We start from the raw sequence: 25,174 nt of genomic DNA, 5'->3' as shown, positions 1-25,174 counted from the left end.
TTAGTTTAGTGTCCGCCAGGTAATCAGATGGCATAGCTGTGCTTCATGCCACCTTTAACATGTATGTCAGTATATGGGGATGTTTCCCACACATTCAACGCCATGATTACGGAAAAAGTAAAGGGGAGATAAAATCCCCCCTTTTTGATTAACTGATTGTATGGATTGGCTAATTATTCACCAGATGCCTGCTGGGCTTCCGGCTTGCCGTAAATCAGTAATGGCTTGCTCTGACCGCCGATCACCGACTCATCAATCACCACTTTTTCGACGTCTTCCATCGAAGGCAGATCATACATGGTATCCAGCAGCGCGGCTTCTACGATGGAACGCAGACCACGGGCACCGGTTTTACGCGCCATCGCTTTGCGGGCAATCGCATCCAGCGCTTCGTCGCGGAACTCCAGGTCAACGCCTTCCAGATTGAACAGCGCCTGATACTGCTTGGTCAGCGCGTTTTTCGGCTCTTTCAGGATCTGGATCAGCGCTTCTTCGCTCAGTTCGCTCAGCGTTGCCACAACCGGCAGACGACCAATAAACTCAGGAATCAGACCAAACTTGATCAAATCTTCCGGCTCAACCTGCGAGAGCAGTTCGCCTTCGCTGGCCTTGTCGGATTTCGCTTTCACCGTTGCACCAAAACCAATGCCGGAGCCGGTTTCAACGCGGTTGGCGATCACTTTATCCAGGCCAGCAAACGCACCGCCACAGATGAACAGGATCTTAGAGGTATCCACCTGCAAGAATTCCTGCTGCGGATGTTTACGTCCACCCTGCGGCGGAACGGCAGCAACCGTCCCTTCGATCAGTTTCAGCAGCGCCTGCTGTACGCCTTCACCGGAAACGTCACGGGTGATCGACGGGTTGTCAGACTTACGGGAAATCTTGTCAATTTCATCGATATAGACAATACCACGCTGCGCTTTCTGCACATCGTAGTCGCACTTCTGCAACAGTTTCTGGATGATGTTCTCAACGTCCTCACCCACGTAACCCGCTTCGGTCAGCGTGGTGGCATCCGCCATCGTGAACGGAACATCCAGCAGGCGCGCCAGCGTTTCCGCCAACAGCGTTTTACCGGAGCCGGTCGGACCGATCAGCAGAATATTACTTTTGCCCAACTCGACGCCATTACTGGTGTCGCCGTTGCGCAGACGTTTGTAGTGGTTGTATACCGCGACCGCCAGCACTTTCTTGGCCTGTTCCTGACCGATGACGTAATCGTCAAGATGGTTACGAATTTCGTGTGGCGTCGGCAGCGCACTGCGTTCACGATGCGGTGCTACTTCCTTAATCTCTTCGCGAATGATGTCGTTACACAGATCGACACATTCATCGCAGATATACACGGATGGACCGGCGATGAGCTTACGCACTTCATGCTGGCTTTTGCCGCAAAAAGAGCAGTACAACAATTTGCCCGAGCCATCTTTGCGTTTATCTGTCATGAGTCAAAACCTCTTCTTTGTTCTTTGTGCCGCACACGACGACGCAAAATGCCATTCTCAGGCGCAACTCGCTTTGTCGCGTTGTGCCGCCCCTGGTAAGTATAGCGGCAGAGTTGCGCCCCGGGCATCAATTACGATGGGTCAAAATCGAGTCGACTAAGCCATACTCAACTGCCTCAGCGGCAGAGAGGAAGCGATCGCGCTCAGTATCACGCTCAATCTGCTCAAGAGATTGACCCGTATGGTGTGCCATTAGTTCGTTCATGCGCCCTTTAACTTTCAGGATTTCACGGGCGTGAATTTCAATATCCGTTGCCTGGCCCTGGTAACCGCCCAACGGCTGATGAATCATTACGCGGGAGTTCGGCAGGCAGAAACGTTTACCTTTCGCCCCGGCCGTCAGCAAGAACGCGCCCATTGAGGCCGCCTGGCCCATACAAATGGTGCTGACGTCTGGCTTAATAAACTGCATGGTGTCATAAATCGACATGCCTGCGGTAATTACGCCGCCCGGAGAGTTAATGTACAGGTAGATATCTTTTTCCGGGTTTTCGGCTTCCAGGAACAGCATCTGCGCCACAATCAGGTTAGCCATATGATCTTCGACCTGGCCGGTCAGAAAAATGACACGTTCCTTAAGTAGACGAGAGTAGATATCAAAAGAGCGCTCACCACGTGAGGTCTGTTCAATGACCATCGGCACCAGCGCCATATGGGGTGCAAAGTTATCTCGTTCGCCGCTGTATGACATTTCCGTCTCCTGGATAAAAAATGAAAAAACCTGCTGTACCGATTGTAACCTTATGGACGGATTATCAGCTAGTCCCTCTGTTATGGGTACGGCATCGCCATAATTCAAGCATAACAATCTTTTGCCTGAACGCTAACACCGAAAAGGGCTTTTTCGCACGCTTCCATGCAAAAGTCATGACAAAAAAAAGGCCCGCCACCTGACGGTGACGGGCCTTTGAGCGAAATTCGCGCGTTTAAGCGGAATTACGCCTGCTGGTTCATCAGCTCATTGAAGGTCGTGGCTTTTTCAGTCACTTTGGCTTTCGCCAGAACCGCTTCAACCGCCTGCTCTTCCAGAGCGACGTTACGCATGTTGTCCATCAGCTCTTTATTTTTGCTGTAGAACTCGATCACTTCTTTCGGATCTTCGTAAGCAGAAGCCATCTCTTCGATCAGGCCCTTCACGCGATCTTCATCCGCTTTCAGTTCATTGGTACGAATCACTTCGCCCAGCAGCAGACCCACAACTACGCGACGCTTAGCCTGTTCTTCGAACAGTTCACGCGGCAGTTCCAGCGCTTGTTTCTCGTTACCACCGAAACGCTGAGCAGCCTGACGACGCAGAACGTCGATTTCGCTGTCAATCAGTGCAGCAGGAACGTCGATGTCGTTCGCTTTCACCAGACCGTCGATTGCCTGAGATTTAACACGGTTACGCACCGCGCCTTTCAGCTCGCGTTCCATGTTTTTACGGACTTCAGTACGCAGACCGGCAACGGAACCATCTTCAACGCCAAAACGTTTGATGAATTCTTCAGTCAGTTCCGGCAGCTCACGCTCTTCCACTTTCTTCAGGTTGATGGCGAATTTCGCCGCTTTACCTTTCAGGTTTTCAGCGTGGTAGTCTTCCGGGAAAGTCACGTCGATGGTGAACTCTTCGCCCGCTTTGTGACCTTTGATACCGTCTTCAAAGCCCGGGATCATACGACCCTGGCCCATCGCCAGTACGAAATCAGACGCTTTACCGCCTTCGAACTCTTCGCCGTCTACAGAACCGGTGAAGTCGAGGGTGACGCGGTCTTCTGCATCCGCAGCGCCGTCTTTATCTTTCCAGGTCGCCTGCTGTTTGCGCAGGGTATCCAGCATCACGTCAACATCCGCATCGGTGACTTCAACAACCGGTTTTTCAACTTCGATTGTGTCCAGGCCGGTCAGTTCAACTTCCGGATAGACTTCGAATTCTACCGCGTAGGTGAAATCTTCACCCAGTTTGTATTCGCCCGGAACGTAGTTCGGTGCGCCAGCCGGATTGATTTTTTCTTTGATGATGGCATCAACGAAGTTGCGGCTCATCAGGTCACCCAGAACGTCCTGGCGAACGGACGCGCCATAACGCTGAGCAACAACATTCATCGGTACTTTGCCTTTACGGAAGCCGTCAATACGCACTTTCTTCGCTACGTTGACCAGCTCGCTTTTAACAGCGGTCTCGATGCTGTCAGCAGCGATAGTAATCGTTACACGGCGGCCAAGGCCTTGAGTGGTTTCAACTGAAACTTGCATCTTGTTACCTCAAAAAATCACAGTGCTCGGTCAACTCTACTCCGCAAGCACAGATTATTAGCTTCGCGGAACCGGGATGTTCTCTTAATCAATCACATTCCCTGTCGTCAGAATCATCCCGAAGACATTCAAATAAGACGCGGCATTATAGCGGCATCACTTTTATGAGTCGAGAACGGTTATTACGCGTTGCTGCGGCATTTTTCACAATTCCCGGCTATTCTTGCCCTGAAAAGGGTTTGACTCGTGCAAAATTCAGACAAAACAAAACGGCCCGCAGGCCGTTTTCACATAATCTTTAGCAACATACTGGAAAAACGCCAGCAGTTGCAAATGCGTTTTTACGCGATGCTTCCCGCACCACGACAGGGAGGTGACGCAAAGATCGTATCCTGCAACCCTTCCCACTCTTTGATGGTATAAGTATGCAGAGCCAGCGCGTGAACCGTCGTAGACAGTTCTGCGGTTAATGTACCGTAGATCATCCGATGACGATTCAAAAAACGCTCGCCGGTAAAGCGATCGCTAACCAGAACGACCTTAAAGTGGCTTTCTGAGCCAGCCGGGACATTATGACGATAGCTTTCATCCACGACCTCGAGGAACACGGGTTGGAACGCTGCCCTTAATTTTTCTTCTATTTGCTCACGTATCATCATGATATATCTCCTCAAACGGCGCTGAGATGTCACCCATCCCTTTAAATATTAGCCGCTTTTACCGGTTCCATTGCGCCATTACAACAAAAATTTAGCCTTCGTCTGATTTTCGCCATCAACGCGATGAAGTTTACTGATTCAACCCGTTGGGGGATGGCATAAATGCCCAATTTGGTCTCTATAACTTCATTATTCCGACAACATGATGAATTTACATGCGTTACCCACTTCCCCTCGCCGTTGGCGATGTTATGATGGCGGGAATTTTTCTCTATCCATATGATTAAGAGTTACTGAGAGCACGAACATGTTAAAAAAAATCCTCTTCCCGTTAATCGCGCTTTTCATGCTGGCGGGCTGTGCGACACCACCAACCACGATTGACGTTTCGCCTAAAATCACGCTCCCGCAACAGGATCCTAGCCTGATGGGCGTGACCGTTAGCATCAACGGCGCCGATCAGCGTCCGGACCAGGCGCTGGCGAAAGTGACCCGCGACAATCAGTTGGTGACACTGACGGCCTCCCGCGATCTGCGCTTCCTGTTACAAGAAGTGCTGGAAAAACAGATGACCTCGCGCGGTTATATGGTTGGCCCGAACGGTGCGGTGAACCTGCAGATCATTGTTAACCAGCTATACGCGGATGTGTCTCAGGGCAACGTGCGTTATAACATTGCCACCAAGGCCGATATCGCGATCATCGCGACGGCGGCCAACGGCAACAAGATGACCAAAAACTACCGCGCCAGCTACTCCGTTGAAGGCGCGTTCCAGGCGACCAACAAGAATATCGCCAACGCGGTTAACAGCGTGCTGACCGATACGATTACTGATATGTCTCAGGACACTAGCGTCCACGACTTCATCAAACAGAACGCTCGTTAATTTCTGCCCCCTGACCCGGCTCCGCGCCGGGTCAGCTTTATATGCCCATGCCTAGTCACTACTTACGCATTTTTCAACAACCGAAATCAGCCATTTTGCTGATGTTAGGTTTTGCCTCCGGCCTGCCGCTCGCGTTGACCTCCGGTACGCTTCAGGCATGGATGACCGTCGAGAATATCGACCTGAAAACCATCGGTTTCTTTTCGCTGGTCGGTCAGGCTTACGTCTTTAAATTTCTCTGGTCTCCGGTCATGGACCGCTACACACCGCCCTTTTTAGGTCGTCGTCGTGGCTGGTTGCTGACGACGCAATGTTTGTTGCTGGTCTCCATCGCTGCGATGGGTTTTCTGGAGCCCGGTAGCCAGTTGCGATGGATGGCGGCGCTGGCGGTAGTGATCGCCTTTTGTTCAGCGTCGCAAGATATTGTGTTTGACGCCTGGAAAACGGACGTCTTAGCCGCAGAAGAGCGCGGAACCGGTGCGGCAATCAGCGTGCTCGGCTATCGCCTCGGCATGCTGGTGTCCGGTGGACTGGCGCTGTGGATGGCCGACCGCTGGCTCGGCTGGCAAGGCATGTACTGGCTGATGGCAGCATTACTGATCCCTTGTATTATTTCCACTCTGCTCGCCCCCGAACCGACCGACAGCATTCCGGTGCCAAAAACGCTGGAGCAGGCAGTCGCAGCCCCGCTACGCGATTTCTTCGGACGTAACAACGCCTGGCTGATTTTGCTGCTCATCATCCTTTATAAGCTGGGTGATGCCTTCGCCATGAGCCTGACCACCACCTTTTTGATTCGTGGTGTGGGCTTTGACGCCGGAGAAGTGGGCGTCGTCAATAAAACGCTGGGGCTTATCGCCACGATTATTGGCGCGCTGTACGGCGGGGTGTTGATGCAACGGCTGACGCTGTTTCGCGCTTTACTGATTTTCGGCATTCTGCAGGGCGTCTCTAACGCCGGATACTGGCTCCTGTCGGTGACCGACAAGCACATGTTCAGCATGGCTGCGGCGGTGTTTTTCGAGAACCTGTGCGGGGGAATGGGGACGTCAGCGTTCGTCGCGCTACTGATGACGCTGTGTAATAAGTCATTTTCCGCCACCCAGTTTGCCCTGCTGTCAGCGCTTTCTGCCGTGGGGCGCGTCTATGTTGGCCCGGTTGCCGGTTGGTTTGTCGAGGCGCATGGCTGGTCGACGTTTTATCTTTTCTCCGTCGTGGCCGCCGTTCCGGGCCTGATATTGCTGCTGGTGTGTCGGCAAACGCTGGAGTACACGCGACAGAGCGAAAGTTTCCTGCCGCGAACAGAATTCCGTTCGGCCTACCGTCTGGCGTTATGGATTTTGATGGCGGGATGCGTGTTGCTTGCCGTCTGGCTGCTGTTGCTGTCGCTGAACGCGCTGGCGTTCACTAACTTCTCCTTCCTCGCCGGACTGCTGGAAGTCGCAGTGACTATCGCCATTTTCGGCATCGTGTTTGGCGGCTTGCTCGACTATCTGGCGCTACGCAAAACGCGGCTGGTGTAAGCGCCCCTTTATTTAGCCGTTGTAATCACCTTGCGTAATTATATCGGCTAAATAAACAACAACTGAAAAAATTAATATTTGTTGTTTTGTGCGCAATAGAATCTGGAAATTATTGACGCCTTTTATAGGTTTTATTTTCCTTACTCGATTCAGCCGAAACACATTTATTTTTTGTATTTTATTTGTCTCTTTATTGATAATCACTTGTTAACCAATTGTTTTATTTTTACATTGGTTATACCAATTACCCTCGCGTCGCCTCCCTGAAGTCCCCTTTCGTTATAACGTGATGTTGCAACAGGTTCTTAATGCTGAAACGACATATCTTGCAACATATGTGACACGTGCGGCAGAACCCGGTAACACAGATCCAATGATGTTTACAGTAATGTAACCTTCCCGTAAAATGCCCACACACTTTAAACGCCACCCGGTCCCGTGGAATTGAGGTCGTTAAATGAGACTCAGGAAATACAATAAAAGTTTGGGATGGTTGTCATTAATTGCAGGCACTGCATTACTCAGTGGCTGTAATTCTGCGCTGTTAGATCCCAAAGGACAGATTGGACTGGAGCAACGTTCGCTGATACTGACGGCATTTGGCCTGATGTTGATCGTCGTTATTCCTGCAATCTTGATGGCTGTAGGTTTTGCCTGGAAGTACCGTGCAAGCAATAAAGATGCGAAGTATAGCCCGAACTGGTCACACTCCAATAAAGTGGAAGCGGTGGTCTGGACGGTTCCTATCTTAATCATCATTTTCCTTGCCGTGCTGACCTGGAAAACCACTCACGCTCTTGAGCCAAGCAAGCCGCTGGCGCATGACGAGAAGCCCATTACCATCGAAGTGGTTTCCATGGACTGGAAATGGTTCTTCATCTACCCGGAACAGGGCATTGCTACCGTGAATGAAATCGCCTTCCCGGCGAACACTCCGGTGTACTTCAAAGTGACCTCTAACTCCGTGATGAACTCCTTCTTCATCCCACGTCTGGGCAGCCAGATTTATGCCATGGCCGGTATGCAGACTCGCCTGCATCTGATCGCCAATGAAGCCGGTACCTATGACGGTATCTCCGCAAGCTATAGCGGACCTGGCTTCTCCGGTATGAAGTTCAAGGCTATCGCAACAGAGGACCGCGCCGCATTCGACCAATGGGTTGCTAAAGCGAAACAGTCACCGAACACCATGAGCGACATGGCTGCGTTCGAGAAAGTGGCTGTGCCAAGCGAATACAACCAGGTGGAATACTTCTCCAACGTGAAACCCGATTTGTTTAAAGACGTGATTAACAAATTTATGGCTCACGGTCAGAGCATGGACATGACCCAACCGGAAGGTGAGCACAGCTCGCACGAAGGAATGGAAGGCATGGACATGAGCCACGCGGAAGCCGCCAACTCAAGGGGCTGAGGAAGAATACGATGTTCGGAAAATTGACACTGGATGCAGTTCCGTTCCATGAACCCATCGTCATGGTTACGATCGCTGCTATTATCATCGGTGGTGCGGCTTTACTTGGCCTGATTACTTACTTTGGTAAGTGGACCTACCTGTGGAAAGAGTGGCTAACTTCGGTTGACCACAAACGCCTTGGCATCATGTATGTCATCGTCGCTATCGTCATGTTGGTTCGTGGCTTTGCTGACGCCATCATGATGCGTAGTCAGCAAGCGCTGGCGTCTGCAGGTGAAGCGGGCTTCCTGCCGCCTCACCACTACGATCAGATATTCACGGCTCACGGCGTGATCATGATCTTCTTCGTGGCAATGCCATTTGTTATCGGTCTGATGAACCTGGTGGTTCCACTGCAGATTGGTGCGCGTGACGTTGCGTTCCCGTTCCTGAACAACCTGAGCTTCTGGTTCACCGTTGTCGGCGTTATCCTGGTTAACCTGTCTCTGGGTGTGGGTGAATTCGCGCAGACCGGTTGGCTGGCGTACCCGCCGCTCTCGGGAATTGAGTACAGTCCAAGCGTCGGGGTCGACTATTGGATATGGGCAGTCCAGTTGTCCGGTATTGGTACAACCCTGACCGGTATCAACTTCTTTGTGACTATCATTAAGATGCGCGCGCCAGGCATGACCATGTTCAAGATGCCGGTCTTTACCTGGGCATCGCTATGCGCAAACATCCTGATTATCGCCTCCTTCCCGATTCTGACGGTTACCGTCGCGTTGCTTACCCTGGATCGTTATCTGGGCACCCATTTCTTTACCAACGATATGGGCGGCAACATGATGATGTACATCAACCTGATTTGGGCCTGGGGCCATCCGGAAGTGTACATTCTGATTCTGCCGGTATTCGGGGTGTTCTCGGAAATCGCCGCGACCTTCTCACGTAAACGTCTGTTTGGTTACACCTCGCTGGTGTGGGCAACCGTGTGTATTACCGTATTGTCGTTCATCGTCTGGCTGCACCACTTCTTTACCATGGGTGCCGGTGCGAACGTTAACGCCTTCTTCGGTATTACCACCATGATTATCGCCATCCCGACCGGGGTGAAGATCTTCAACTGGCTGTTCACCATGTATCAGGGCCGTATCGTATTCCACTCAGCAATGCTGTGGACGATTGGCTTTATCGTGACCTTCTCAGTCGGCGGGATGACCGGCGTACTGCTGGCGGTCCCGGGCGCGGACTTTGTACTGCACAACAGTCTGTTCCTGATTGCGCACTTCCATAACGTTATTATCGGCGGCGTCGTATTTGGTTGCTTCGCGGGTATGACCTACTGGTGGCCAAAAGCGTTTGGCTTCACGCTGAACGAAACCTGGGGTAAACGCGCATTCTGGTTCTGGATCATCGGCTTCTTCGTTGCTTTCATGCCGCTGTATGTGCTGGGCTTTATGGGGATGACTCGTCGTCTCAGCCAGCAGATTGACCCTCAGTTCCATCCGATGCTGGTTGTTGCTGCCTGTGGCGCCGCGCTGATTGCAGTGGGTATCCTGTGCCAGTTCATTCAGATGTATGTTTCTATTCGCGACCGCGAACAGAATCGTGATCTGACCGGTGACCCATGGGGTGGCCGTACGCTGGAATGGGCAACGTCTTCTCCGCCTCCGTTCTATAACTTTGCCGTTGTGCCGCACGTTCATGAGCGTGATGCCTTCTGGGAAATGAAAGAAAAAGGTGAAGCGTACAAGCAGCCTGCGCACTATGAAGAGATTCATATGCCGAAGAATAGCGGTGCCGGTATCGTCATTACCGCCTTCGCGACGCTGTTTGGTTTCGCCATGATCTGGCATATCTGGTGGCTGGCTATTGCAAGCTTCGCAGGCATGATCATCAGCTGGATTGTGAAAAGCTTTGATGAAGATGTGGACTACTACGTGCCGGTCCCGGAAATCGAAAAACTGGAAAACCAGCATTTCGATGAGATTACTAAGGCAGGGCTGAAAAATGGCAACTGATACTTTAGCGCACGCGACTGCCCACGCGCACGAACACGGGCACCACGATGCAGGCCAGAACAAAATCTTCGGATTTTGGATCTACCTGATGAGCGACTGCATTCTGTTCTCTATTCTGTTTGCTACCTATGCCGTTCTGGTGAACGGCACCGCAGGTGGCCCGACAGGTAAGGACATTTTCGAACTGCCGTTCGTTCTGGTTGAAACTTTCTTGCTGTTGTTCAGCTCCATTACCTATGGCATGGCGGCGATCGCCATGCACAAGAACAACAAGAGCCAGGTGGTTTCCTGGCTGGCGTTGACCTTCTTGTTTGGTGCCGGCTTCATCGGGATGGAAATCTATGAATTCCATCATCTGATTGTTAACGGTATGGGCCCGGATCGCAGCGGCTTCCTCTCTGCGTTCTTCGCGCTGGTCGGCACCCACGGTCTGCACGTGACGTCCGGTCTTATCTGGATGGCCGTGCTGATGGTACAGATCGCCCGTCGCGGCCTGACCAGCACCAACCGCACCCGCATCATGTGCCTGAGCCTGTTCTGGCACTTCCTGGACGTGGTGTGGATCTGTGTGTTCACTGTTGTTTATCTGATGGGGGCGATGTAATGAGTCATTCTAACGTGAACAGCGGCGCGTCCCATGGCAGCGTAAAAACCTACATGACAGGATTTATCCTGTCGGTCATCCTGACGGTCATTCCGTTCTGGATGGTAATGACAGGTGCTGCCTCTCCGGCCGTAATTCTGGGGACTATCCTGGCAATGGCAGTGGTGCAGATTCTGGTGCATCTGGTGTGCTTCCTGCACATGAACACCAAATCTGATGAAGGCTGGAACATGACGGCTTTTGTCTTTACCGTGCTGATCATCGCCATCCTGGTTGTCGGTTCCATCTGGATCATGTGGAACCTCAACTACAATATGATGATGCACTAAGAGCGGCGGTTATGATGTTTAAGCAATACCTGCAAGTAACGAAACCAGGCATCATCTTTGGCAACCTGATCTCGGTGATCGGGGGGTTCCTGCTGGCCTCCAAGGGCAGCATCGACTATCCCCTGTTCATCTACACGTTGGTCGGAGTGTCACTGGTTGTGGCGTCGGGTTGTGTATTTAACAACTACATCGACAGGGATATCGACAGAAAGATGGAAAGGACCAAGAATCGGGTGCTGGTAAGAGGCCTGATCTCTCCTAAAGTCTCGCTGGTGTACGCCACCCTGCTGGGTATTGCTGGCTTCATGCTGCTGTGGTTTGGCGCGAACCCTCTGGCCTGCTGGCTGGGGGTGATGGGCTTTGTGGTTTATGTGGGCGTTTACAGCCTGTATATGAAACGCCACTCGGTCTACGGGACGCTGATCGGCTCTCTCTCCGGCGCGGCGCCGCCGGTGATCGGCTACTGCGCAGTCACCGGAGAGTTCGACAGCGGCGCGCTGATTCTGCTGGCGATTTTCAGCCTGTGGCAGATGCCGCACTCCTATGCCATCGCGATTTTCCGCTTTAAGGATTATCAGGCGGCTAACATCCCGGTTCTGCCGGTGGTGAAAGGCATTTCCGTCGCCAAGAACCACATTACGCTGTACATCATCGCATTTGCCATCGCGACGCTGATGCTCTCTCTGGGCGGCTATGCCGGATATAAATATCTGGTGGTGGCGGCAGCGGTGAGCGTCTGGTGGTTAGGCATGGCGCTGCGCGGTTACAAAGTGGAAGATGACAGAGTCTGGGCGCGCAAGCTGTTCGGTTTCTCCATCATCGCCATTACCGCGCTCTCCGTGATGATGTCCGTCGACTTTATGGTGCCGGATTCACACAATCTGCTGACCTACGTCTGGTAAGCCAGATAACGGTATTAAAAGGGTGCTTCGGCACCCTTTTCTATTTCTGTCACAAATCTCTCTTCCGGTAATATTTACTCAATAACCTCATGTTTACCCCGCCTGCTTAGCGCTTTACACTAGGCGCGAAATTGAGACAGAGGTGGGAATGAACGATTATAAAATGACGCCGGGTGAATTGCGCGCCACCTGGGGTTTAGGGACCGTATTTTCGCTGCGCATGCTTGGCATGTTTATGGTCCTGCCGGTTCTGACCACATACGGTATGGCGCTACAGGGCGCCAGTGAAGCCTTGATTGGACTCGCCATCGGCATCTATGGTCTGGCGCAGGCTATTTTTCAGATCCCCTTCGGACTGCTTTCCGACCGTATCGGTCGTAAGCCGCTGATTGTCGGCGGGTTAGCGGTGTTTATTCTCGGCAGTATTATCGCCGCGCTGTCAGACTCCATCTGGGGCATTATTCTTGGCCGCGCGTTACAAGGTTCGGGCGCGATTGCCGCCGCGGTGATGGCGCTGCTGTCAGATTTAACCCGCGAGCAAAACCGCACGAAAGCGATGGCGTTTATTGGCGTAAGCTTTGGCATCACCTTCGCGATCGCCATGGTGCTTGGGCCAATCATCACCCACGCCCTGGGTCTCAACGCCCTCTTCTGGATGATCGCCGTCCTGGCGACGCTTGGGATCGTCCTGACGCTGTGGGTGGTGCCAGACAGTGACAACCACGTGCTCAATCGCGAATCAGGAATGGTGAAAGGCAGCTTCAGCAAAGTGCTGGCGGAACCGAAACTGCTGAAACTCAACTTTGGCATCATGTGTCTGCACATTCTGCTGATGTCCACCTTCGTTGCCCTACCCGGCCAGTTGGCTGATGCCGGGCTACCCGCAGCGGAACACTGGAAAGTGTATCTGGTGACGATGCTGATTTCGTTTGGCTCGGTCGTCCCGTTTATTATCTACGCCGAAGTGAAGCGGCGGATGAAACGGGTGTTCCTGTTTTGCGTCGCGCTGATTGTGATTGCCGAGATTGTTCTCTGGGGCGCGGGCAGCCATTTCTGGGAACTGATTATCGGTGTGCAATTGTTCTTCCTCGCCTTCAATCTGATGGAAGCCCTCCTCCCTTCGCTCATCAGCAAAGAGTCTCCGGCGGGCTATAAAGGCACGGCGATGGGCGTGTATTCCACCAGCCAGTTCCTCGGCGTCGCGCTGGGCGGGTCACTGGGCGGTTGGGTCGATGGGATGTTTGACGGTCAAACGGTTTTCCTTGCCGGAGCGTTTTTAGCCGTTGTCTGGCTTGCCGTCGCCAGCACCATGAAAGAGCCGCCGTATGTCAGCAGCCTGCGGGTGGTCATTCCACCGGAGATTGCAGCCGATGACGTGCTGAAGCAGCGTTTACTGGCAACAGAAGGCGTCAGTGAAGTGTTGATTGCACAGCAGGAACATTCCGCCTATGTGAAGATCGACAGCAAAGTGACCAACCGCTTTGAGGTTGAACAGACCATCAGCCAGGCGTAAAAAAGAAAACGGTCCGGAAAGCCGGACCGTTAAAGATTAATCGCGGAAGTTTTTAAACTGGAACGGCTGTCCCAAATCGCCGCCGCGCACCAGCGCCATCACGGACTGGAGGTCATCGCGGGATTTCCCGGTCACGCGAATCTCTTCGCCCTGAATCTGCGCCTGCACCTTCAGCTTGCTGTCTTTAATCAGCTTAACGATCTTCTTCTGCACGGCGCTCTCGATGCCCTGCTTCAGCTTCGCTTCGACAAACCAGGTTTTCCCGCTGTGTACGAACTCTTCCGGTACATCAAGCGATGCCCCTTCAATGCCGCGCTTAAGCAACTTGGCACGCAGAATATCCAGCAACTGGTTGACCTGGAAATCGGATTCGCTCAGCACCTTGATGGTTTTATTGGCATCATTGAGCTCAATGGTCGCTTCAACGCCGCGAAAATCAAAACGTGACTCAACTTCCCGAATGGCGTTATCTACGCCGTTACGAGCTTCCTGAAGATCAACTTCAGACACAATATCGAAAGATGGCATCTTTTCCTCTCCCTTCATTTTTGATGCGAAGCATAATACCTGCAAAGTGACTCAACAGACAGCGCTATACTATGTTAGCAAACACCTGGTGCTGTTGCGGGTGAGGAGGAAGAATGAAAATTACCGTACTGGGATGCGGAGCCTTAGGACAGTTATGGCTTTCGGCGCTGTGCAAACAGGGACATGAAGTACAAGGTTGGCTGCGCGTTCCGCAGCCCTATTGCAGCGTGAATGTGATTGAGACGGACGGGGCGATATTTAACGAATCCCTGACGGCAAACGATCCGGAGTTTTTAGCCACCAGCGATTTGCTATTGGTGACGCTCAAAGCGTGGCAGGTCTCCGACGCGGTCAAAGCGCTGGCGTCAACGCTGTCGGAAATGACGCCCATTCTGTTGATCCATAACGGCATGGGAACGATTGAAGAATTGCACGCTATCCACCAACCCTTGCTGATGGGAACGACCACCCACGCTGCACGTCGCGATGGCAACGTCATTATCCACGTCGCGAACGGCACCACGCGTATCGGTCCGGCGCGCGAGCAGGATGGCGATTTCAGCTATCTTGCCGATTTGCTGCAATGTGTGCTGCCTGACGTCGCCTGGCATAATAATATTCGCGCCGAGATGTGGCGCAAGCTGGCGGTGAACTGTGTGATCAATCCCCTGACCGCGCTGTGGAACTGCCCGAATGGCGAACTGCGCAACCATCCTGAAGAGGTCAATCTAATTTGCCAGGAAGTCGCGGCGGTCATTGAGCGCGAAGGTCACCATACCTCGGTGGACGACTTACGCTATTATGTCGAGCAAGTTATTGACAGCACAGCAGAAAACATCTCGTCTATGCTGCAGGATATCCGGGCCATGCGTCATACCGAGATAGACTACATTACCGGCTATCTGTTGAAACGCGCCCGTGCCCACGGGATTGCGGTGCCGGAAAACAGCCGCCTGTTTGAGTTAGTAAAACGTAAGGAGAGTGAGTATGAGCACATCGGCACTGGTATGCCTCGCCCCTGGTAGTGAAGAAACCGAAGCGGTTACCACTATCGACCTGCTGGTTCGTGGTGGAATCAACGTCACCACCGCGAGCGTCGCCAGCGACGGCAGTCTGACCATTGTCTGTTCACGCGGCGTAAAACTGCTGGCGGATGCGCCGCTGGTTGCCGTGGCCGATGGCGACTACGACATCATCGTCCTGCCGGGCGGCATTAAGGGCGCCGAGTGTTTTCGCGACAGCACGCTGCTGGTTGAAACCGTTAAACAGTTTCACCGTTCCGGACGGATTGTCGCCGCCATTTGCGCGGCAGCCGCTACCGTACTCGTTCCGCATGACATTTTTCCCATCGGCAATATGACCGGTTACCCGGCGCTGAAAGATAAAATACCCGCAGAACAATGGCAGGATAAACGCGTGGTGTGGGACCCGCGGGTCAAATTACTTACCAGCCAGGCCCCGGGAACCTCAATCGATTTTGGCTTAAAGATTATCGACCTGTTGGTTGGGCGTGAAAAAGCCCATGAAGTCGCATCACAACTGGTGATGGCGGCAGGTATTTATAATTACTACGAGTAAGATGACGCCACGCGCGTCAGTCTCCAGGCCGGATAAGACGCTTTAGCATCGCCATCCGGCCTGGAGACCAATCATTCAAAACCAGGGCGCGGAACTCATGACATTGCTGTAAAACAGCATTCTACCGGCCAGTTCTCCCGTGATGATGAGTGCCACCCATAGCCAACTGCGCATCCCGCTGTTCAGACGTGATATTCCCCACACCGCGACGCACACGCTGGCGAACAGCTGCCACCAGAGCAGAGGGCTGGATGCATCGGCGCCCGGAACCTGATAACGAAGGCCCAGTGCGCCTGCACTCAGTACAATGCCAGTCACAATCCCCGCATTACAGACCGTAGAAGGTGAAAGGTGCCAGTACGCTCTGGCAATGGCGACACTCATAAACCCCGTCAGCAACGCCGTTCCCAGGAAAGCGGCAGGCGTCGCAGCGTTGTGCCAGAGCGGGTGTAACGGCATCTGGTAATAGACCTGCGACGTCACCAGAATAGTGCCCAATCCCACCAGTGCCGTCACACCGCCCAGCAGCGTCACTCCGCGCGGCGCAGGCCTGAACCAGCACAGCAGTAGCCAGCAAAACATCACGCCATTGAGCACAATAAACGCGGCCACTTCCCGACTGAGCCAGGAGCTTCCCAGTCCAGTCAGAGAGCGGTAAGCACCTTCAGGCGCGCCCAGATGCGCCAGCGACGCACAGGACCCCAGCACGGTAATGATCCAGAACCGAAGCGCCAGCGTACGACACTGCATTGCGCTGAATTTCTGTGTGCTGAAAGCCTGGCATAGCGTCAGCGCCAGTACCCCGCCAGTCCCCCACTGAGCAAAGACGGTGAAGAAGACCAACGGCAATTCATACTGTTCCATGTTGTTCTCCTTAATCCCGCGGCGGAATAATGACAATATTAGGCTGGCTAATCGTGTGATCGGGCAGGTTGTAGCGTTTTTCCAGCACCGCCCATGGCGTCGTATGCTCCTTACGCAGCTCAGCGATCTCGCCAAAACGTAATACGCCTGCCGGACAGGATTCTACGCAGCGCGGCTGCAATCCTTCATCGAGACGTTCAGCACACAGATTGCACTTACTGGTTTTCCCTTCTGCGGGATCGTACACCGGCGCACTCCACGGACAGGCCATGATGCACATCCGGCAGCCAATGCAGCGATCGTGATCCTGCACGACAATGCCGTCGGCGCGTTTGCTGTACGTCCCCGCCGGGCAGACTTTCATGCATTGCGGGTCATCGCAGTGGTTGCACGACATACTGATGAAGGCTTGCGTATTGGGTTCATCCGTATGGCGTTCACGAACCCGACGCCAGAGAACGCCCATCGGCGTCATGTTTTCTGATTTGCAGGCCATGCTACAGGTTTTACAACCGTAGCAATTTTGCATATCAATAAGAAATCCATACTGTTTCATGCAATTAAGCCTCCCTTCTCACATCGACGAGCGTACTGTTGCAACAGTGTCCATTGCCCAACACTTCCACCTGATCGTTAGTCACATGGCTACTGCTTCCGCCCTGCTGCTCCCACCAGCCGTTATCCAGACTCACCACTCCGCGTTTGATATGGGTGGTCACGTCGGCAATCGCCCGATGCTGACCGCGGTGATTGAACACCACGACCCACTCTCCGGACTGAATCTTTCGCTGACGGGCATCTTCCGGGTGGATCATCACATTCGGGCGGTTACGCTGAACCTCCAGGATCCACTCATTCATCCCGTGGCTGGAGTGCACGCTGCGCGCCAGTTTGCGCTGCACCGCCATTAGCGGGTAGGTTTGAGCCAGTTCAGGCGATCCTTTAACCGATTCTTTCACCTGCTTCCAGGTCACCACCGGCAGGAAATCTTTCTTCGCCCACTCCTCAATGTACAGATGCGCTTTGCCGGTCGAGGTGAGGAACTGGCCGTCTTTAAACGGGATCCAGTCATCTTCGACGGGACATACCGGTCCCTTTTTCAGCATGTCGCGGGTAATGCCCGAGCCTTTCAGACAGGTGTCGATATAGTGCTCAATAGGCTGGTTAAAAACCTCGCCAAAACCAAAGCGTTCGGCCAGCCGGGCAAAAATCCAGTAATCGGGTTTGGCTTCTCCCGGCGGCTCCACGGCCTTCTCCATCAGTTGCACATAGTGACTGCGCACGCCCGCCATAAGGCTGACATCCTCAAAAATGGTCGTGACGGGGAGCACCAGATCGGCGTACAGCGCAGACGAACTCATCAGATTGTCGGCTACTACCACAAACGGTACCTTTTTAAAGGCCTCTCTGACCTGGTTGGTGTTGGGTAACTGGGTCATCGCACCCAGCGTCATATTCCACCAGAACTTAATCGCATGCGGTTTTTCATTAACGACCCAGTCACCAATTTTAGGAATAGGAATGGCGGGAATTTTGGCCGCATTTGGCGCCGGAGGAACGATGGGCGAGAATTTTGCCATCTGTCTGACGCCACCCGCATCGCAGACCCCCGCCCCGGCTTTGCCGATATTGCCGGTGATCAACGCCAGATAGAACTGGCTGGCAGCGACGTAAGTCCCAAACTCGGTTCTCTGTGCCCCCGACATGTTCTGAACAATCATCGCCGGTTGCGTTGCAGCGTAATCTCGTGCCAGACGGAGCACCGTCTGCGCGGGCACGTCAGTCTCCTCCTCCACTCTCTGTGCTGTCCAGGGTTTTGCCTGCGCCCAGACGTTATCCAGCACGGTGGTGAATTCACTGTTGGCAGGTAATTCCTCGCTGAGCAATGCGGGTATTACGCCGGGCGCATCATGGCGTTTCAGGGTCTGACTCTGGGTATCAAACACCAGATAGCTGTCCGCGTCATTTGGGTCGGCACGCATCAGTTGCTGCTGCGGATCCACCAGATAAACCGCACCGGTATGCGCGCGCAGGAAATCCGCGTCATAGCGTTTCTCCTGCATGATGATGTTAATCATCCCTAATGCCAGGGCGATATCCGTACCCGGCACGATCGGCACCCATTCGTCGGCTTTGGCCGCCGTTTCGTTAAATCGCGGATCGATCACCACCAACCGTGCGCCGTTTCTCTGCGCCTGTGAGTAGTTTTTAAAATAGGCATGCATGGTGACCGCCGGGTTATTCCCCCAACACAAAATGTAGCGGCTGTCTGCAATGGTATCGCGGGTATCGGCATAGCGCAGGCCAACCATCGGCATCATCGCCGCAGTGACCGCCGCGCAACAGAGCGACCCCGCGGTTTTGGTACTGCCACCAAGATAATCGAAAAAGGCTTTGGCCATATCGTTCTTGATGGAGTCCATGTTCCCGGAAGCGGCAGTGAGCAGTAACCCTTTATTGCCCTCAGTGGCAATGGTCTCCCGGATGTTCTTTTCAATGAGATCCAGCGCGGCGTCCCAGGTGATCGGTTTAAATTTCCCCTCGCCTTTTTCTCCCGTCCGCAACAATGGCTGCGTCAGCCGTAATGGGTGATAGACCCATTTGGTACGGCTAATTCCCCGTAAACAGCACTTCACATTGAAGCCTTTCGTCGCTTCAATTTTCATTAACCGGTCTTTCCAGACGTACGCCGTCAGGTTGCAGTGCAAACATTCCATCGCACAGGTCGAGCGGAACGTCTGGTAGTCCGATTGCTTAAGACGAAATCGGGGTAAAGGCGCACCGTTAGCCTGACGTAGCGTCAGAAACGTCGGTGCTAATGAAGATAACCCCACCACACCGAACCCTTTTAACAGGGTTCTTCTTTTTAAGCGGATATTGCTCAATGCGTCCATGTTCTTGCCTCTAAAATAGTTCATTATTAGTTAACCCAGGTTCACCAGTAATTAACCTGACCCAGGTCAACATCTAACCATTTAGGCGTAGTGCGCTTTTTAAATTGCGAAGGCAGTACTGATTTCAGCCGCGATGGTATACTCGCGAAGAATCAAAAAAGAGAACGCATATGGCTGAAACATCGCAAGGGGTCAATTCGGTTGATATCGCCGTCAATATTCTGGCGTTTGTTGCCAGTCAAAACGGCCAGACACGGGCCATCGATATCGCCACGGGATGCAATCTGTCGAAAAGTCGTTTACACAAGTACCTGGTCTCACTCTGTCGAACCGGTATGCTGGGGCAAAACGAAAAAGGACTTTACTGCCTGGGGTCAACCCTTCTTCAGATGGCGGGTAATCCAACGGCAGCACGCGATCCGGTGAGTGAACTCAATACGGCGCTGATCGCGTTTCGCGATACCTTTAACCACTCTACCGGCGTGGTGGTTGAGACGGACGGCGGATTAGTGCTGAAGCACTACAATCGCAGCTTCCGTAATGTAGATATCGATTTTCTACCCAACACGCCCGTTCCGCTTCACGCCAGTTCAGCGGGTCAGGTATTCATGAGTTATTCCACTTATCAGCCGCAAAACCAGGCGCAGGCACAACTGATCGAGCAGATACGCTCTCGGGGCTACGCGGTGCGTCACCATCCGACACAGGGGATCCCTGGCGCACAGTCGATTGCCTGTCCGCTACGGAATGAAAAGGGAGAGCTGGTGGCGATTGCCGTGACGATGGGGTTCTTCAGTGCAGACGACATGCCGCAGATTGCCGGGCAGTTAGTGAGAAGCGTCGAAGCGCTTCATCTGCAGGAGTAAGATTCCCCCGGCGCGGATGGCCGGGGAAAATCGCGATTACGGGCGATACACCTTCACATTCTCAAAGCCCTGTTCGCGCAGATACAGCGCCTGCAGACGACTCATCACGCCGCGCTCGCACCACAACAGCCAGGTTTTATTCTGGTCGAGATCGCCGAATTGAGTGCTCAGCTTGTAGAACGGCAGTGAAACCACATCGACACCTTCTACCTTCAGCGGCTTATCGTCCTGCTCGTCGATGGAGCGGATATCAAGAATCACGTCGTTCGGGCCAAAACCGCTGACGGTTTCAACTTCCACCACGTCCTGCTGGGTCTGCTGCGCGATGTCGCGAATATCGATATTACTGGCTTCTTCGACCACTTTGTCGAGGATGCCGAAGTCAAAGTTCTGTTCTTCCGCTTCAATCTTCGCCTTGATGGCTTTCACCGTTGGGCTTTTTGAAATCACGCCGCAGTATTCCGGCATGGTGCGGGCAAAATCTTCAGTCCCAATCTGGCGCGCCAGATTGATGATGTGCTCTTTATCGTAAGAGATCAGCGGACGCAGAATCAGCGTATCGGAGACGTTATCGATCAGACGCAGGTTGGTCAGCGTCTGGCTGGAGACCTGTCCCAGCGCTTCGCCGGTGACCAGCGCCTGCACGCCATAGCGCTCCGCCACTTTCGACGCCGCACGAACCATCATACGTTTCAGTACCACGCCCATCTGGCCGTCATCCACTTTCTCGAGGATCTCGCCGACCACCGGTTCAAAGTTGATAGCGACAAAACGCACGCGATGCGAACTGCCGAAGCGGTTCCACAGATAGTGCGCCACCTGACGAACGCCGATTTCATGGGCCGCGCCGCCGAGGTTAAAGAAACAGTAGTGAACGCGGCAGCCACGACGCATCAGCATATAGCTGGAAACGCCGGAGTCGAAGCCGCCGGAGATCAGCGACAGTACGTCTTCCTGGGTCCCGATCGGGAAACCGCCGATCCCTTCGTAACGGCCTTTGATCAGCAACAGACGATCATCTTCCACTTCCAGATGCACAGTAACGTCTGGATTGGTCAGCTTCACGCGCGCCGATTCAATATGCTGATTTAAACCGCCGCCTACGTAACGTTCCACGTCAATAGAGCTAAACTCGTGTTTACCGCGACGTTTAACGCGCACGCAGAAGGTTTTGCCTTCCAGTTGATCGCGGTACTGCACCAGCGCCTTCTCGAAAATATCGTGCATATCGGTAAACGGCACGTCTTCAACTTCGAGAATGTGGTGAATCCCCGGGATACGGGTCAGCGCGTCGCGGATCGCCAGACGCTGGTTTTCATCTTTCGCGCGAACTTCGATGTTATCCCAGTGACGGACCACGGCGAGGGTCTCATCATAGTGCTTTAAAACGTTACGAATGTTCCCGGTCAGCATTTTTATAAAGCGCAAACGCACAGATTGGCTTTTGATGGTGATTTCCGGGAACAATTTAATGATAAACTTCATGGCGGCAATGGTTCTTTAGCAAGCCAGTTACGGCTTGTCGTGGAGAAATAGTACAGCAACCCCGTTAAGCGGCTGCATCCAGGCGCGGAAGTATACCACTATCACGCGATTCCTGTGCACATTGCGCGTTATACCCTCAATAATTCAAGTTGCAGGCGGGCGGCAAAGGGGAATATCCCCTGGCGCTAAACACGTAAGCGGCTGGAGTGAGCGAATGCGGCCAACGTACATGCAGCCTGAAGTTGGGTGGGTAAATTTGATAATTGCTCTGAGTCCGTTACCATATCAGGGCTGAAAATACTGAGAGTCCGACATTTATTATGGCGAAGAAAAATGAGGCGCCGGTCAGCTTTGAAACGTCGCTGAACGAGCTGGAGCAAATTGTAACGCGTCTGGAAAGTGGCGATCTGCCGCTGGAAGAGGCGCTGAACGAATTCGAACGTGGCGTGCAGCTGGCACGTCAGGGTCAGGTGAAATTGCAACAGGCTGAACAGCGTGTGCAAATTCTGCTGTCTGACAATGAAGACGCATCCCCTACGCCTTTTACAGCGGATAACGAGTAAATGGATTTTTCGCAGCAGCTTCAGGCCTGCGTCGAGCAGGCCAACCAGGCGCTGAGCCGTTTTATTGCCCCACTGCCCTTTCAGAACACTCCCGTGGTCGAAACCATGCAGTATGGCGCATTATTAGGCGGTAAACGTCTGCGTCCGTTTCTGGTGTATGCCACCGGTCAGATGTTTGGTATCAGCCTGAACACGCTGGATGCCCCGGCAGCCGCCGTTGAGTGCATTCATGCTTACTCGCTGATCCATGACGATCTGCCTGCAATGGACGATGACGATCTGCGTCGCGGCCTGCCGACCTGTCACGTCAAGTTTGGCGAGGCCAATGCGATTCTGGCGGGTGATGCCCTGCAAACGCTGGCATTCTCGATTATCAGCGACGCCCCGATGCCGGAAGTTGCTGACCGCGATCGAATCGCAATGATTTCCGAGCTGGCGAGCGCCAGTGGCATCGCCGGAATGTGCGGTGGTCAGGCGCTGGATCTCGACGCCGAAGGTAAACAGGTGCCGCTGGAGGCGCTGGAGAAAATCCATCGTCATAAGACGGGCGCGTTGATTCGCGCCGCGGTTCGCCTGGGGGCGTTAAGTGCCGGAGAAAAAGGCAGAAATGCACTGCCAATACTCGACAAATACGCAGAAAGTATCGGTCTGGCATTCCAGGTTCAGGATGACATTCTGGATGTGGTGGGCGATACTGCAACGTTGGGTAAACGTCAGGGCGCCGATCAGCAGCTTGGCAAAAGTACCTATCCTGCACTTCTGGGCCTTGAGCAAGCCCGGAATAAAGCCCGGGATTTAATCGCAGAGGCTCGCCAGTCGCTAAACCAACTGGCCGCACAGTCACTCGATACCTCGGCACTGGAAGCGCTAGCGGACTACATAATCCAGCGTAATAAATAAACACTCTGTCTTACTTAAAGGCCTCTGATGAGTTTTGATATCGCCAAATACCCTACCCTGGCACTGGTCGACTCCACCCAGGAGTTACGACTGCTACCAAAAGAGAGTCTGCCGAAACTCTGCGACGAACTGCGCCGCTATTTACTCGACAGCGTCAGTCGTTCCAGCGGACACTTCGCCTCCGGGCTGGGCACGGTCGAGCTGACTGTGGCGCTACACTATGTCTATAACACCCCGTTTGACCAGCTCATCTGGGACGTGGGTCATCAGGCTTATCCGCACAAGATTTTGACCGGTCGTCGCGATAAAATTGGCACTATCCGCCAGAAAGGCGGCCTGCACCCGTTCCCGTGGCGCGGTGAAAGTGAATACGACGTCCTGAGCGTGGGTCACTCCTCCACCTCGATCAGCGCAGGCATCGGCGTGGCGGTTGCTGCGGAAAAAGAGGGTAAAGATCGCCGTACCGTCTGCGTGATTGGCGACGGGGCGATTACCGCCGGGATGGCATTCGAGGCGATGAACCATGCGGGCGATATCAAACCCGACATGCTGGTCATCCTCAACGACAACGAAATGTCGATTTCCGAGAACGTCGGCGCGCTGAACAATCACCTCGCGCAGTTGCTCTCCGGTAAACTTTACTCTTCCCTGCGCGAAGGCGGAAAAAAAGTATTCTCTGGCGTACCGCCGATTAAAGAACTGCTCAAACGCACCGAAGAACATATTAAAGGCATGGTCGTGCCCGGCACGCTGTTTGAAGAACTGGGCTTTAACTACATCGGCCCGGTCGACGGTCACGATGTCCTGGGACTTATCACCACGCTGAAAAACATGCGCGACCTGAAAGGTCCGCAGTTCCTGCATATCATGACCAAGAAAGGTCGGGGTTATGAGCCGGCGGAAAAAGACCCCATTACTTTCCACGCCGTACCGAAATTCGATCCGTCCAGCGGTTGTCTGCCGAAAAGCAGCGGCGGTCTGCCGAGCTATTCGAAAATCTTCGGCGACTGGTTGTGCGAAACGGCGGCCAAAGACAGTAAGCTGATGGCGATCACCCCAGCCATGCGCGAAGGATCCGGCATGGTCGAATTCTCGCGTAAATTCCCGGACCGCTACTTTGACGTGGCGATTGCCGAGCAGCACGCGGTGACCTTCGCTGCCGGACTGGCGATTGGCGGTTACAAGCCGGTTGTCGCTATCTACTCAACGTTCCTGCAACGCGCATACGATCAGGTGATTCATGATGTGGCGATCCAAAAGCTACCGGTCATGTTTGCGATTGATCGTGCGGGGATTGTCGGGGCTGACGGACAAACGCACCAGGGGGCGTTCGATCTCTCCTATCTGCGCTGCATCCCGGACATGGTCATCATGACCCCGAGCGATGAAAACGAATGCCGCCAGATGCTGTTTACCGGTTATCACTACAGCGATGGCCCAACGGCGGTGCGCTATCCACGCGGAAATGCCGTCGGCGTTGAGCTGAGACCGCTGGAAAAACTACCGATCGGAAAAGGCGTGGTGAAGCGTCGCGGCGAAAAGCTGGCGATCCTCAACTTCGGTACGCTGATGCCAGATGCGGCGAAAGTCGCGGAATCCCTCAACGCCACACTGGTCGACATGCGCTTTGTGAAACCGCTGGATGAAGCCCTGATCCTTGAAATGGCGGCGTGTCATGAGGTGCTGGTGACGCTGGAAGAAAACGCCATTATGGGCGGGGCCGGTAGCGGCGTGAACGAAGTGCTGATGGCGCACCGCAAACCGGTTCCTGTCCTGAATATTGGCCTGCCGGACTTCTTCATTCCGCAAGGAACTCAGGATGAAGCCCGTGCCGGGTTGGGTCTGGATGCCGCAGGCATTGAGGCCAAAATCAAGGCCTGGTTGGCATAATCGCCACTTCGCTCCTGCTATGCTTACTGA

23 protein-coding genes are annotated in these 25,174 nt (G+C 53.6%); 14 read left to right on the top strand and 9 right to left on the bottom strand.

Annotated features, from left to right (window positions below; genetic code table 11):
* Positions 1–173: 173 nt before the first annotated feature.
* The 4 genes from clpX to bolA all read right to left on the bottom strand — a co-directional run bounded on the left by clpX (position 174) and on the right by bolA (position 4,402).
* A complete protein-coding gene (gene clpX, locus ACQ0PY_RS06160; RefSeq protein ID WP_042324505.1) occupies positions 174–1,448 on the bottom strand; it encodes an ATP-dependent protease ATP-binding subunit ClpX in 1,275 nt (424 codons plus the stop codon).
* Between the two features lie 127 nt (positions 1,449–1,575).
* Positions 1,576–2,199: an ATP-dependent Clp endopeptidase proteolytic subunit ClpP gene (gene clpP / locus ACQ0PY_RS06155; protein ID WP_002891804.1), complete on the bottom strand. Its 624-nt coding sequence runs from the start codon at positions 2,197–2,199 to the stop codon at positions 1,576–1,578.
* Between the two features lie 245 nt (positions 2,200–2,444).
* Complete coding sequence (gene tig / locus ACQ0PY_RS06150; protein ID WP_043001579.1) at positions 2,445–3,743, bottom strand: trigger factor; 1,299 nt, start codon at positions 3,741–3,743, stop codon at positions 2,445–2,447.
* Between the two features lie 341 nt (positions 3,744–4,084).
* Complete coding sequence (gene bolA / locus ACQ0PY_RS06145; protein WP_042324511.1) at positions 4,085–4,402, bottom strand: transcriptional regulator BolA; 318 nt, start codon at positions 4,400–4,402, stop codon at positions 4,085–4,087.
* 307 nt (positions 4,403–4,709) lie between these two features.
* Between bolA and ACQ0PY_RS06140 the strand changes: the two genes are divergently transcribed.
* The 8 genes from ACQ0PY_RS06140 (at position 4,710) to ACQ0PY_RS06105 (ending at position 13,576) form a co-directional block, all read left to right on the top strand.
* A complete protein-coding gene (locus ACQ0PY_RS06140; protein WP_043001580.1) occupies positions 4,710–5,288 on the top strand; it encodes a lipoprotein in 579 nt (192 codons plus the stop codon).
* A gap of 47 nt (positions 5,289–5,335) precedes the next feature.
* Complete coding sequence (ampG, locus tag ACQ0PY_RS06135) at positions 5,336–6,811, top strand: muropeptide MFS transporter AmpG (protein ID WP_043002002.1); 1,476 nt, start codon at positions 5,336–5,338, stop codon at positions 6,809–6,811.
* Positions 6,812–7,268: 457 nt separating this feature from the next.
* On the top strand, positions 7,269–8,225 hold the full coding sequence (cyoA, locus tag ACQ0PY_RS06130; RefSeq protein WP_043001581.1) for a cytochrome o ubiquinol oxidase subunit II: 957 nt from the start codon (positions 7,269–7,271) through the stop codon (positions 8,223–8,225).
* A gap of 11 nt (positions 8,226–8,236) precedes the next feature.
* Positions 8,237–10,228, top strand: coding sequence for a cytochrome o ubiquinol oxidase subunit I (gene cyoB, locus ACQ0PY_RS06125; protein ID WP_043001582.1), 1,992 nt, complete (start codon positions 8,237–8,239; stop codon positions 10,226–10,228).
* The gene (locus ACQ0PY_RS06120; protein ID WP_043001583.1) at positions 10,218–10,832 is read left to right on the top strand and encodes a cytochrome o ubiquinol oxidase subunit III; all 615 of its coding nucleotides are present in this window, start codon (positions 10,218–10,220) and stop codon (positions 10,830–10,832) included. Before cyoB ends, ACQ0PY_RS06120 begins: the two co-directional genes overlap by 11 nt.
* Complete coding sequence (locus ACQ0PY_RS06115) at positions 10,832–11,161, top strand: cytochrome o ubiquinol oxidase subunit IV (protein WP_043001584.1); 330 nt, start codon at positions 10,832–10,834, stop codon at positions 11,159–11,161. The genes ACQ0PY_RS06120 and ACQ0PY_RS06115 overlap by 1 nt, the downstream gene beginning before the upstream one ends.
* A gap of 11 nt (positions 11,162–11,172) precedes the next feature.
* Positions 11,173–12,063, top strand: a complete 891-nt coding sequence (gene cyoE, locus ACQ0PY_RS06110) for a heme o synthase (RefSeq protein ID WP_080343218.1) — start codon at positions 11,173–11,175, stop codon at positions 12,061–12,063.
* Between the two features lie 148 nt (positions 12,064–12,211).
* Positions 12,212–13,576 (top strand): MFS transporter, encoded by a 1,365-nt coding sequence (locus ACQ0PY_RS06105; RefSeq protein WP_109739949.1) that lies wholly within the window; start codon positions 12,212–12,214, stop codon positions 13,574–13,576.
* Between the two features lie 36 nt (positions 13,577–13,612).
* Here the strand turns inward: ACQ0PY_RS06105 and ACQ0PY_RS06100 are convergent, their stop codons facing one another.
* Complete coding sequence (locus tag ACQ0PY_RS06100; RefSeq protein ID WP_043001587.1) at positions 13,613–14,104, bottom strand: YajQ family cyclic di-GMP-binding protein; 492 nt, start codon at positions 14,102–14,104, stop codon at positions 13,613–13,615.
* Positions 14,105–14,217: 113 nt separating this feature from the next.
* On the opposite strand from ACQ0PY_RS06100, the gene panE reads away from it, so the two are divergent.
* Positions 14,218–15,129, top strand: coding sequence for a 2-dehydropantoate 2-reductase (gene panE / locus ACQ0PY_RS06095; protein WP_109739948.1), 912 nt, complete (start codon positions 14,218–14,220; stop codon positions 15,127–15,129).
* Entirely contained in the window at positions 15,092–15,682 is a 591-nt protein-coding gene (gene yajL / locus ACQ0PY_RS06090; RefSeq protein WP_109739947.1) for a protein deglycase YajL, read from the top strand. Before panE ends, yajL begins: the two co-directional genes overlap by 38 nt.
* A gap of 75 nt (positions 15,683–15,757) precedes the next feature.
* On the opposite strand, the gene ACQ0PY_RS06085 is transcribed toward yajL, so the two are convergent.
* The 3 genes from ACQ0PY_RS06085 to ACQ0PY_RS06075 are packed head-to-tail and all read right to left on the bottom strand — an operon-like array spanning position 15,758 to position 19,440.
* Positions 15,758–16,546 carry a dimethyl sulfoxide reductase anchor subunit family protein gene (locus tag ACQ0PY_RS06085; protein ID WP_109739946.1) on the bottom strand — a complete coding sequence of 263 codons (789 nt, stop codon included), beginning with the start codon at positions 16,544–16,546 and terminating at the stop codon, positions 15,758–15,760.
* Between the two features lie 10 nt (positions 16,547–16,556).
* Complete coding sequence (locus tag ACQ0PY_RS06080) at positions 16,557–17,102, bottom strand: 4Fe-4S dicluster domain-containing protein (protein ID WP_044327297.1); 546 nt, start codon at positions 17,100–17,102, stop codon at positions 16,557–16,559.
* 4 nt (positions 17,103–17,106) lie between these two features.
* Positions 17,107–19,440, bottom strand: coding sequence for a molybdopterin-containing oxidoreductase family protein (locus ACQ0PY_RS06075; RefSeq protein ID WP_043001591.1), 2,334 nt, complete (start codon positions 19,438–19,440; stop codon positions 17,107–17,109).
* Positions 19,441–19,610: 170 nt separating this feature from the next.
* Here ACQ0PY_RS06075 and ACQ0PY_RS06070 point away from each other — a divergent pair, with 170 nt between their 5' ends.
* The gene (locus tag ACQ0PY_RS06070; protein ID WP_044267669.1) at positions 19,611–20,306 is read left to right on the top strand and encodes an IclR family transcriptional regulator; all 696 of its coding nucleotides are present in this window, start codon (positions 19,611–19,613) and stop codon (positions 20,304–20,306) included.
* Between the two features lie 36 nt (positions 20,307–20,342).
* Here the strand turns inward: ACQ0PY_RS06070 and thiI are convergent, their stop codons facing one another.
* Positions 20,343–21,791 (bottom strand): tRNA uracil 4-sulfurtransferase ThiI, encoded by a 1,449-nt coding sequence (thiI, locus tag ACQ0PY_RS06065; protein ID WP_109739945.1) that lies wholly within the window; start codon positions 21,789–21,791, stop codon positions 20,343–20,345.
* 320 nt (positions 21,792–22,111) lie between these two features.
* Between thiI and xseB the strand changes: the two genes are divergently transcribed.
* Genes xseB through dxs form a run of 3 tightly spaced genes read left to right on the top strand, consistent with a single transcriptional unit; the run spans position 22,112 to position 25,144 of the window.
* Complete coding sequence (gene xseB / locus ACQ0PY_RS06060) at positions 22,112–22,354, top strand: exodeoxyribonuclease VII small subunit (protein WP_042324547.1); 243 nt, start codon at positions 22,112–22,114, stop codon at positions 22,352–22,354.
* Positions 22,355–23,254, top strand: a complete 900-nt coding sequence (ispA, locus tag ACQ0PY_RS06055) for a (2E,6E)-farnesyl diphosphate synthase (RefSeq protein ID WP_043001594.1) — start codon at positions 22,355–22,357, stop codon at positions 23,252–23,254.
* A 27-nt stretch (positions 23,255–23,281) separates the two neighbouring features.
* A complete protein-coding gene (gene dxs, locus ACQ0PY_RS06050; RefSeq protein WP_109739944.1) occupies positions 23,282–25,144 on the top strand; it encodes a 1-deoxy-D-xylulose-5-phosphate synthase in 1,863 nt (620 codons plus the stop codon).
* Positions 25,145–25,174 lie beyond the last annotated feature (30 nt).

Source organism: Citrobacter sp. LST-B2 (genome assembly GCF_057983045.1).
Note: the sequence above shows the minus strand (reverse complement) of the source record. Positions and strands in the feature narration are given on the sequence as shown.

Bases quoted from the DNA above. Each gene is read 5' to 3' on its own strand.
- clpX (WP_042324505.1), bottom strand. From the start codon at position 1,448: ATGACAGATAAACGCAAAGATGGCTCGGGCAAATTGTTGTACTGCTCT.
- clpP (WP_002891804.1), bottom strand. From the start codon at position 2,199: ATGTCATACAGCGGCGAACGAGATAACTTTGCACCCCATATGGCGCTG.
- tig (WP_043001579.1), bottom strand. From the start codon at position 3,743: ATGCAAGTTTCAGTTGAAACCACTCAAGGCCTTGGCCGCCGTGTAACG.
- bolA (WP_042324511.1), bottom strand. From the start codon at position 4,402: ATGATGATACGTGAGCAAATAGAAGAAAAATTAAGGGCAGCGTTCCAA.
- ACQ0PY_RS06140 (WP_043001580.1), top strand. From the start codon at position 4,710: ATGTTAAAAAAAATCCTCTTCCCGTTAATCGCGCTTTTCATGCTGGCG.
- ampG (WP_043002002.1), top strand. From the start codon at position 5,336: ATGCCTAGTCACTACTTACGCATTTTTCAACAACCGAAATCAGCCATT.
- cyoA (WP_043001581.1), top strand. From the start codon at position 7,269: ATGAGACTCAGGAAATACAATAAAAGTTTGGGATGGTTGTCATTAATT.
- cyoB (WP_043001582.1), top strand. From the start codon at position 8,237: ATGTTCGGAAAATTGACACTGGATGCAGTTCCGTTCCATGAACCCATC.
- ACQ0PY_RS06120 (WP_043001583.1), top strand. From the start codon at position 10,218: ATGGCAACTGATACTTTAGCGCACGCGACTGCCCACGCGCACGAACAC.
- ACQ0PY_RS06115 (WP_043001584.1), top strand. From the start codon at position 10,832: ATGAGTCATTCTAACGTGAACAGCGGCGCGTCCCATGGCAGCGTAAAA.
- cyoE (WP_080343218.1), top strand. From the start codon at position 11,173: ATGATGTTTAAGCAATACCTGCAAGTAACGAAACCAGGCATCATCTTT.
- ACQ0PY_RS06105 (WP_109739949.1), top strand. From the start codon at position 12,212: ATGAACGATTATAAAATGACGCCGGGTGAATTGCGCGCCACCTGGGGT.
- ACQ0PY_RS06100 (WP_043001587.1), bottom strand. From the start codon at position 14,104: ATGCCATCTTTCGATATTGTGTCTGAAGTTGATCTTCAGGAAGCTCGT.
- panE (WP_109739948.1), top strand. From the start codon at position 14,218: ATGAAAATTACCGTACTGGGATGCGGAGCCTTAGGACAGTTATGGCTT.
- yajL (WP_109739947.1), top strand. From the start codon at position 15,092: ATGAGCACATCGGCACTGGTATGCCTCGCCCCTGGTAGTGAAGAAACC.
- ACQ0PY_RS06085 (WP_109739946.1), bottom strand. From the start codon at position 16,546: ATGGAACAGTATGAATTGCCGTTGGTCTTCTTCACCGTCTTTGCTCAG.
- ACQ0PY_RS06080 (WP_044327297.1), bottom strand. From the start codon at position 17,102: ATGAAACAGTATGGATTTCTTATTGATATGCAAAATTGCTACGGTTGT.
- ACQ0PY_RS06075 (WP_043001591.1), bottom strand. From the start codon at position 19,440: ATGGACGCATTGAGCAATATCCGCTTAAAAAGAAGAACCCTGTTAAAA.
- ACQ0PY_RS06070 (WP_044267669.1), top strand. From the start codon at position 19,611: ATGGCTGAAACATCGCAAGGGGTCAATTCGGTTGATATCGCCGTCAAT.
- thiI (WP_109739945.1), bottom strand. From the start codon at position 21,791: ATGAAGTTTATCATTAAATTGTTCCCGGAAATCACCATCAAAAGCCAA.
- xseB (WP_042324547.1), top strand. From the start codon at position 22,112: ATGGCGAAGAAAAATGAGGCGCCGGTCAGCTTTGAAACGTCGCTGAAC.
- ispA (WP_043001594.1), top strand. From the start codon at position 22,355: ATGGATTTTTCGCAGCAGCTTCAGGCCTGCGTCGAGCAGGCCAACCAG.
- dxs (WP_109739944.1), top strand. From the start codon at position 23,282: ATGAGTTTTGATATCGCCAAATACCCTACCCTGGCACTGGTCGACTCC.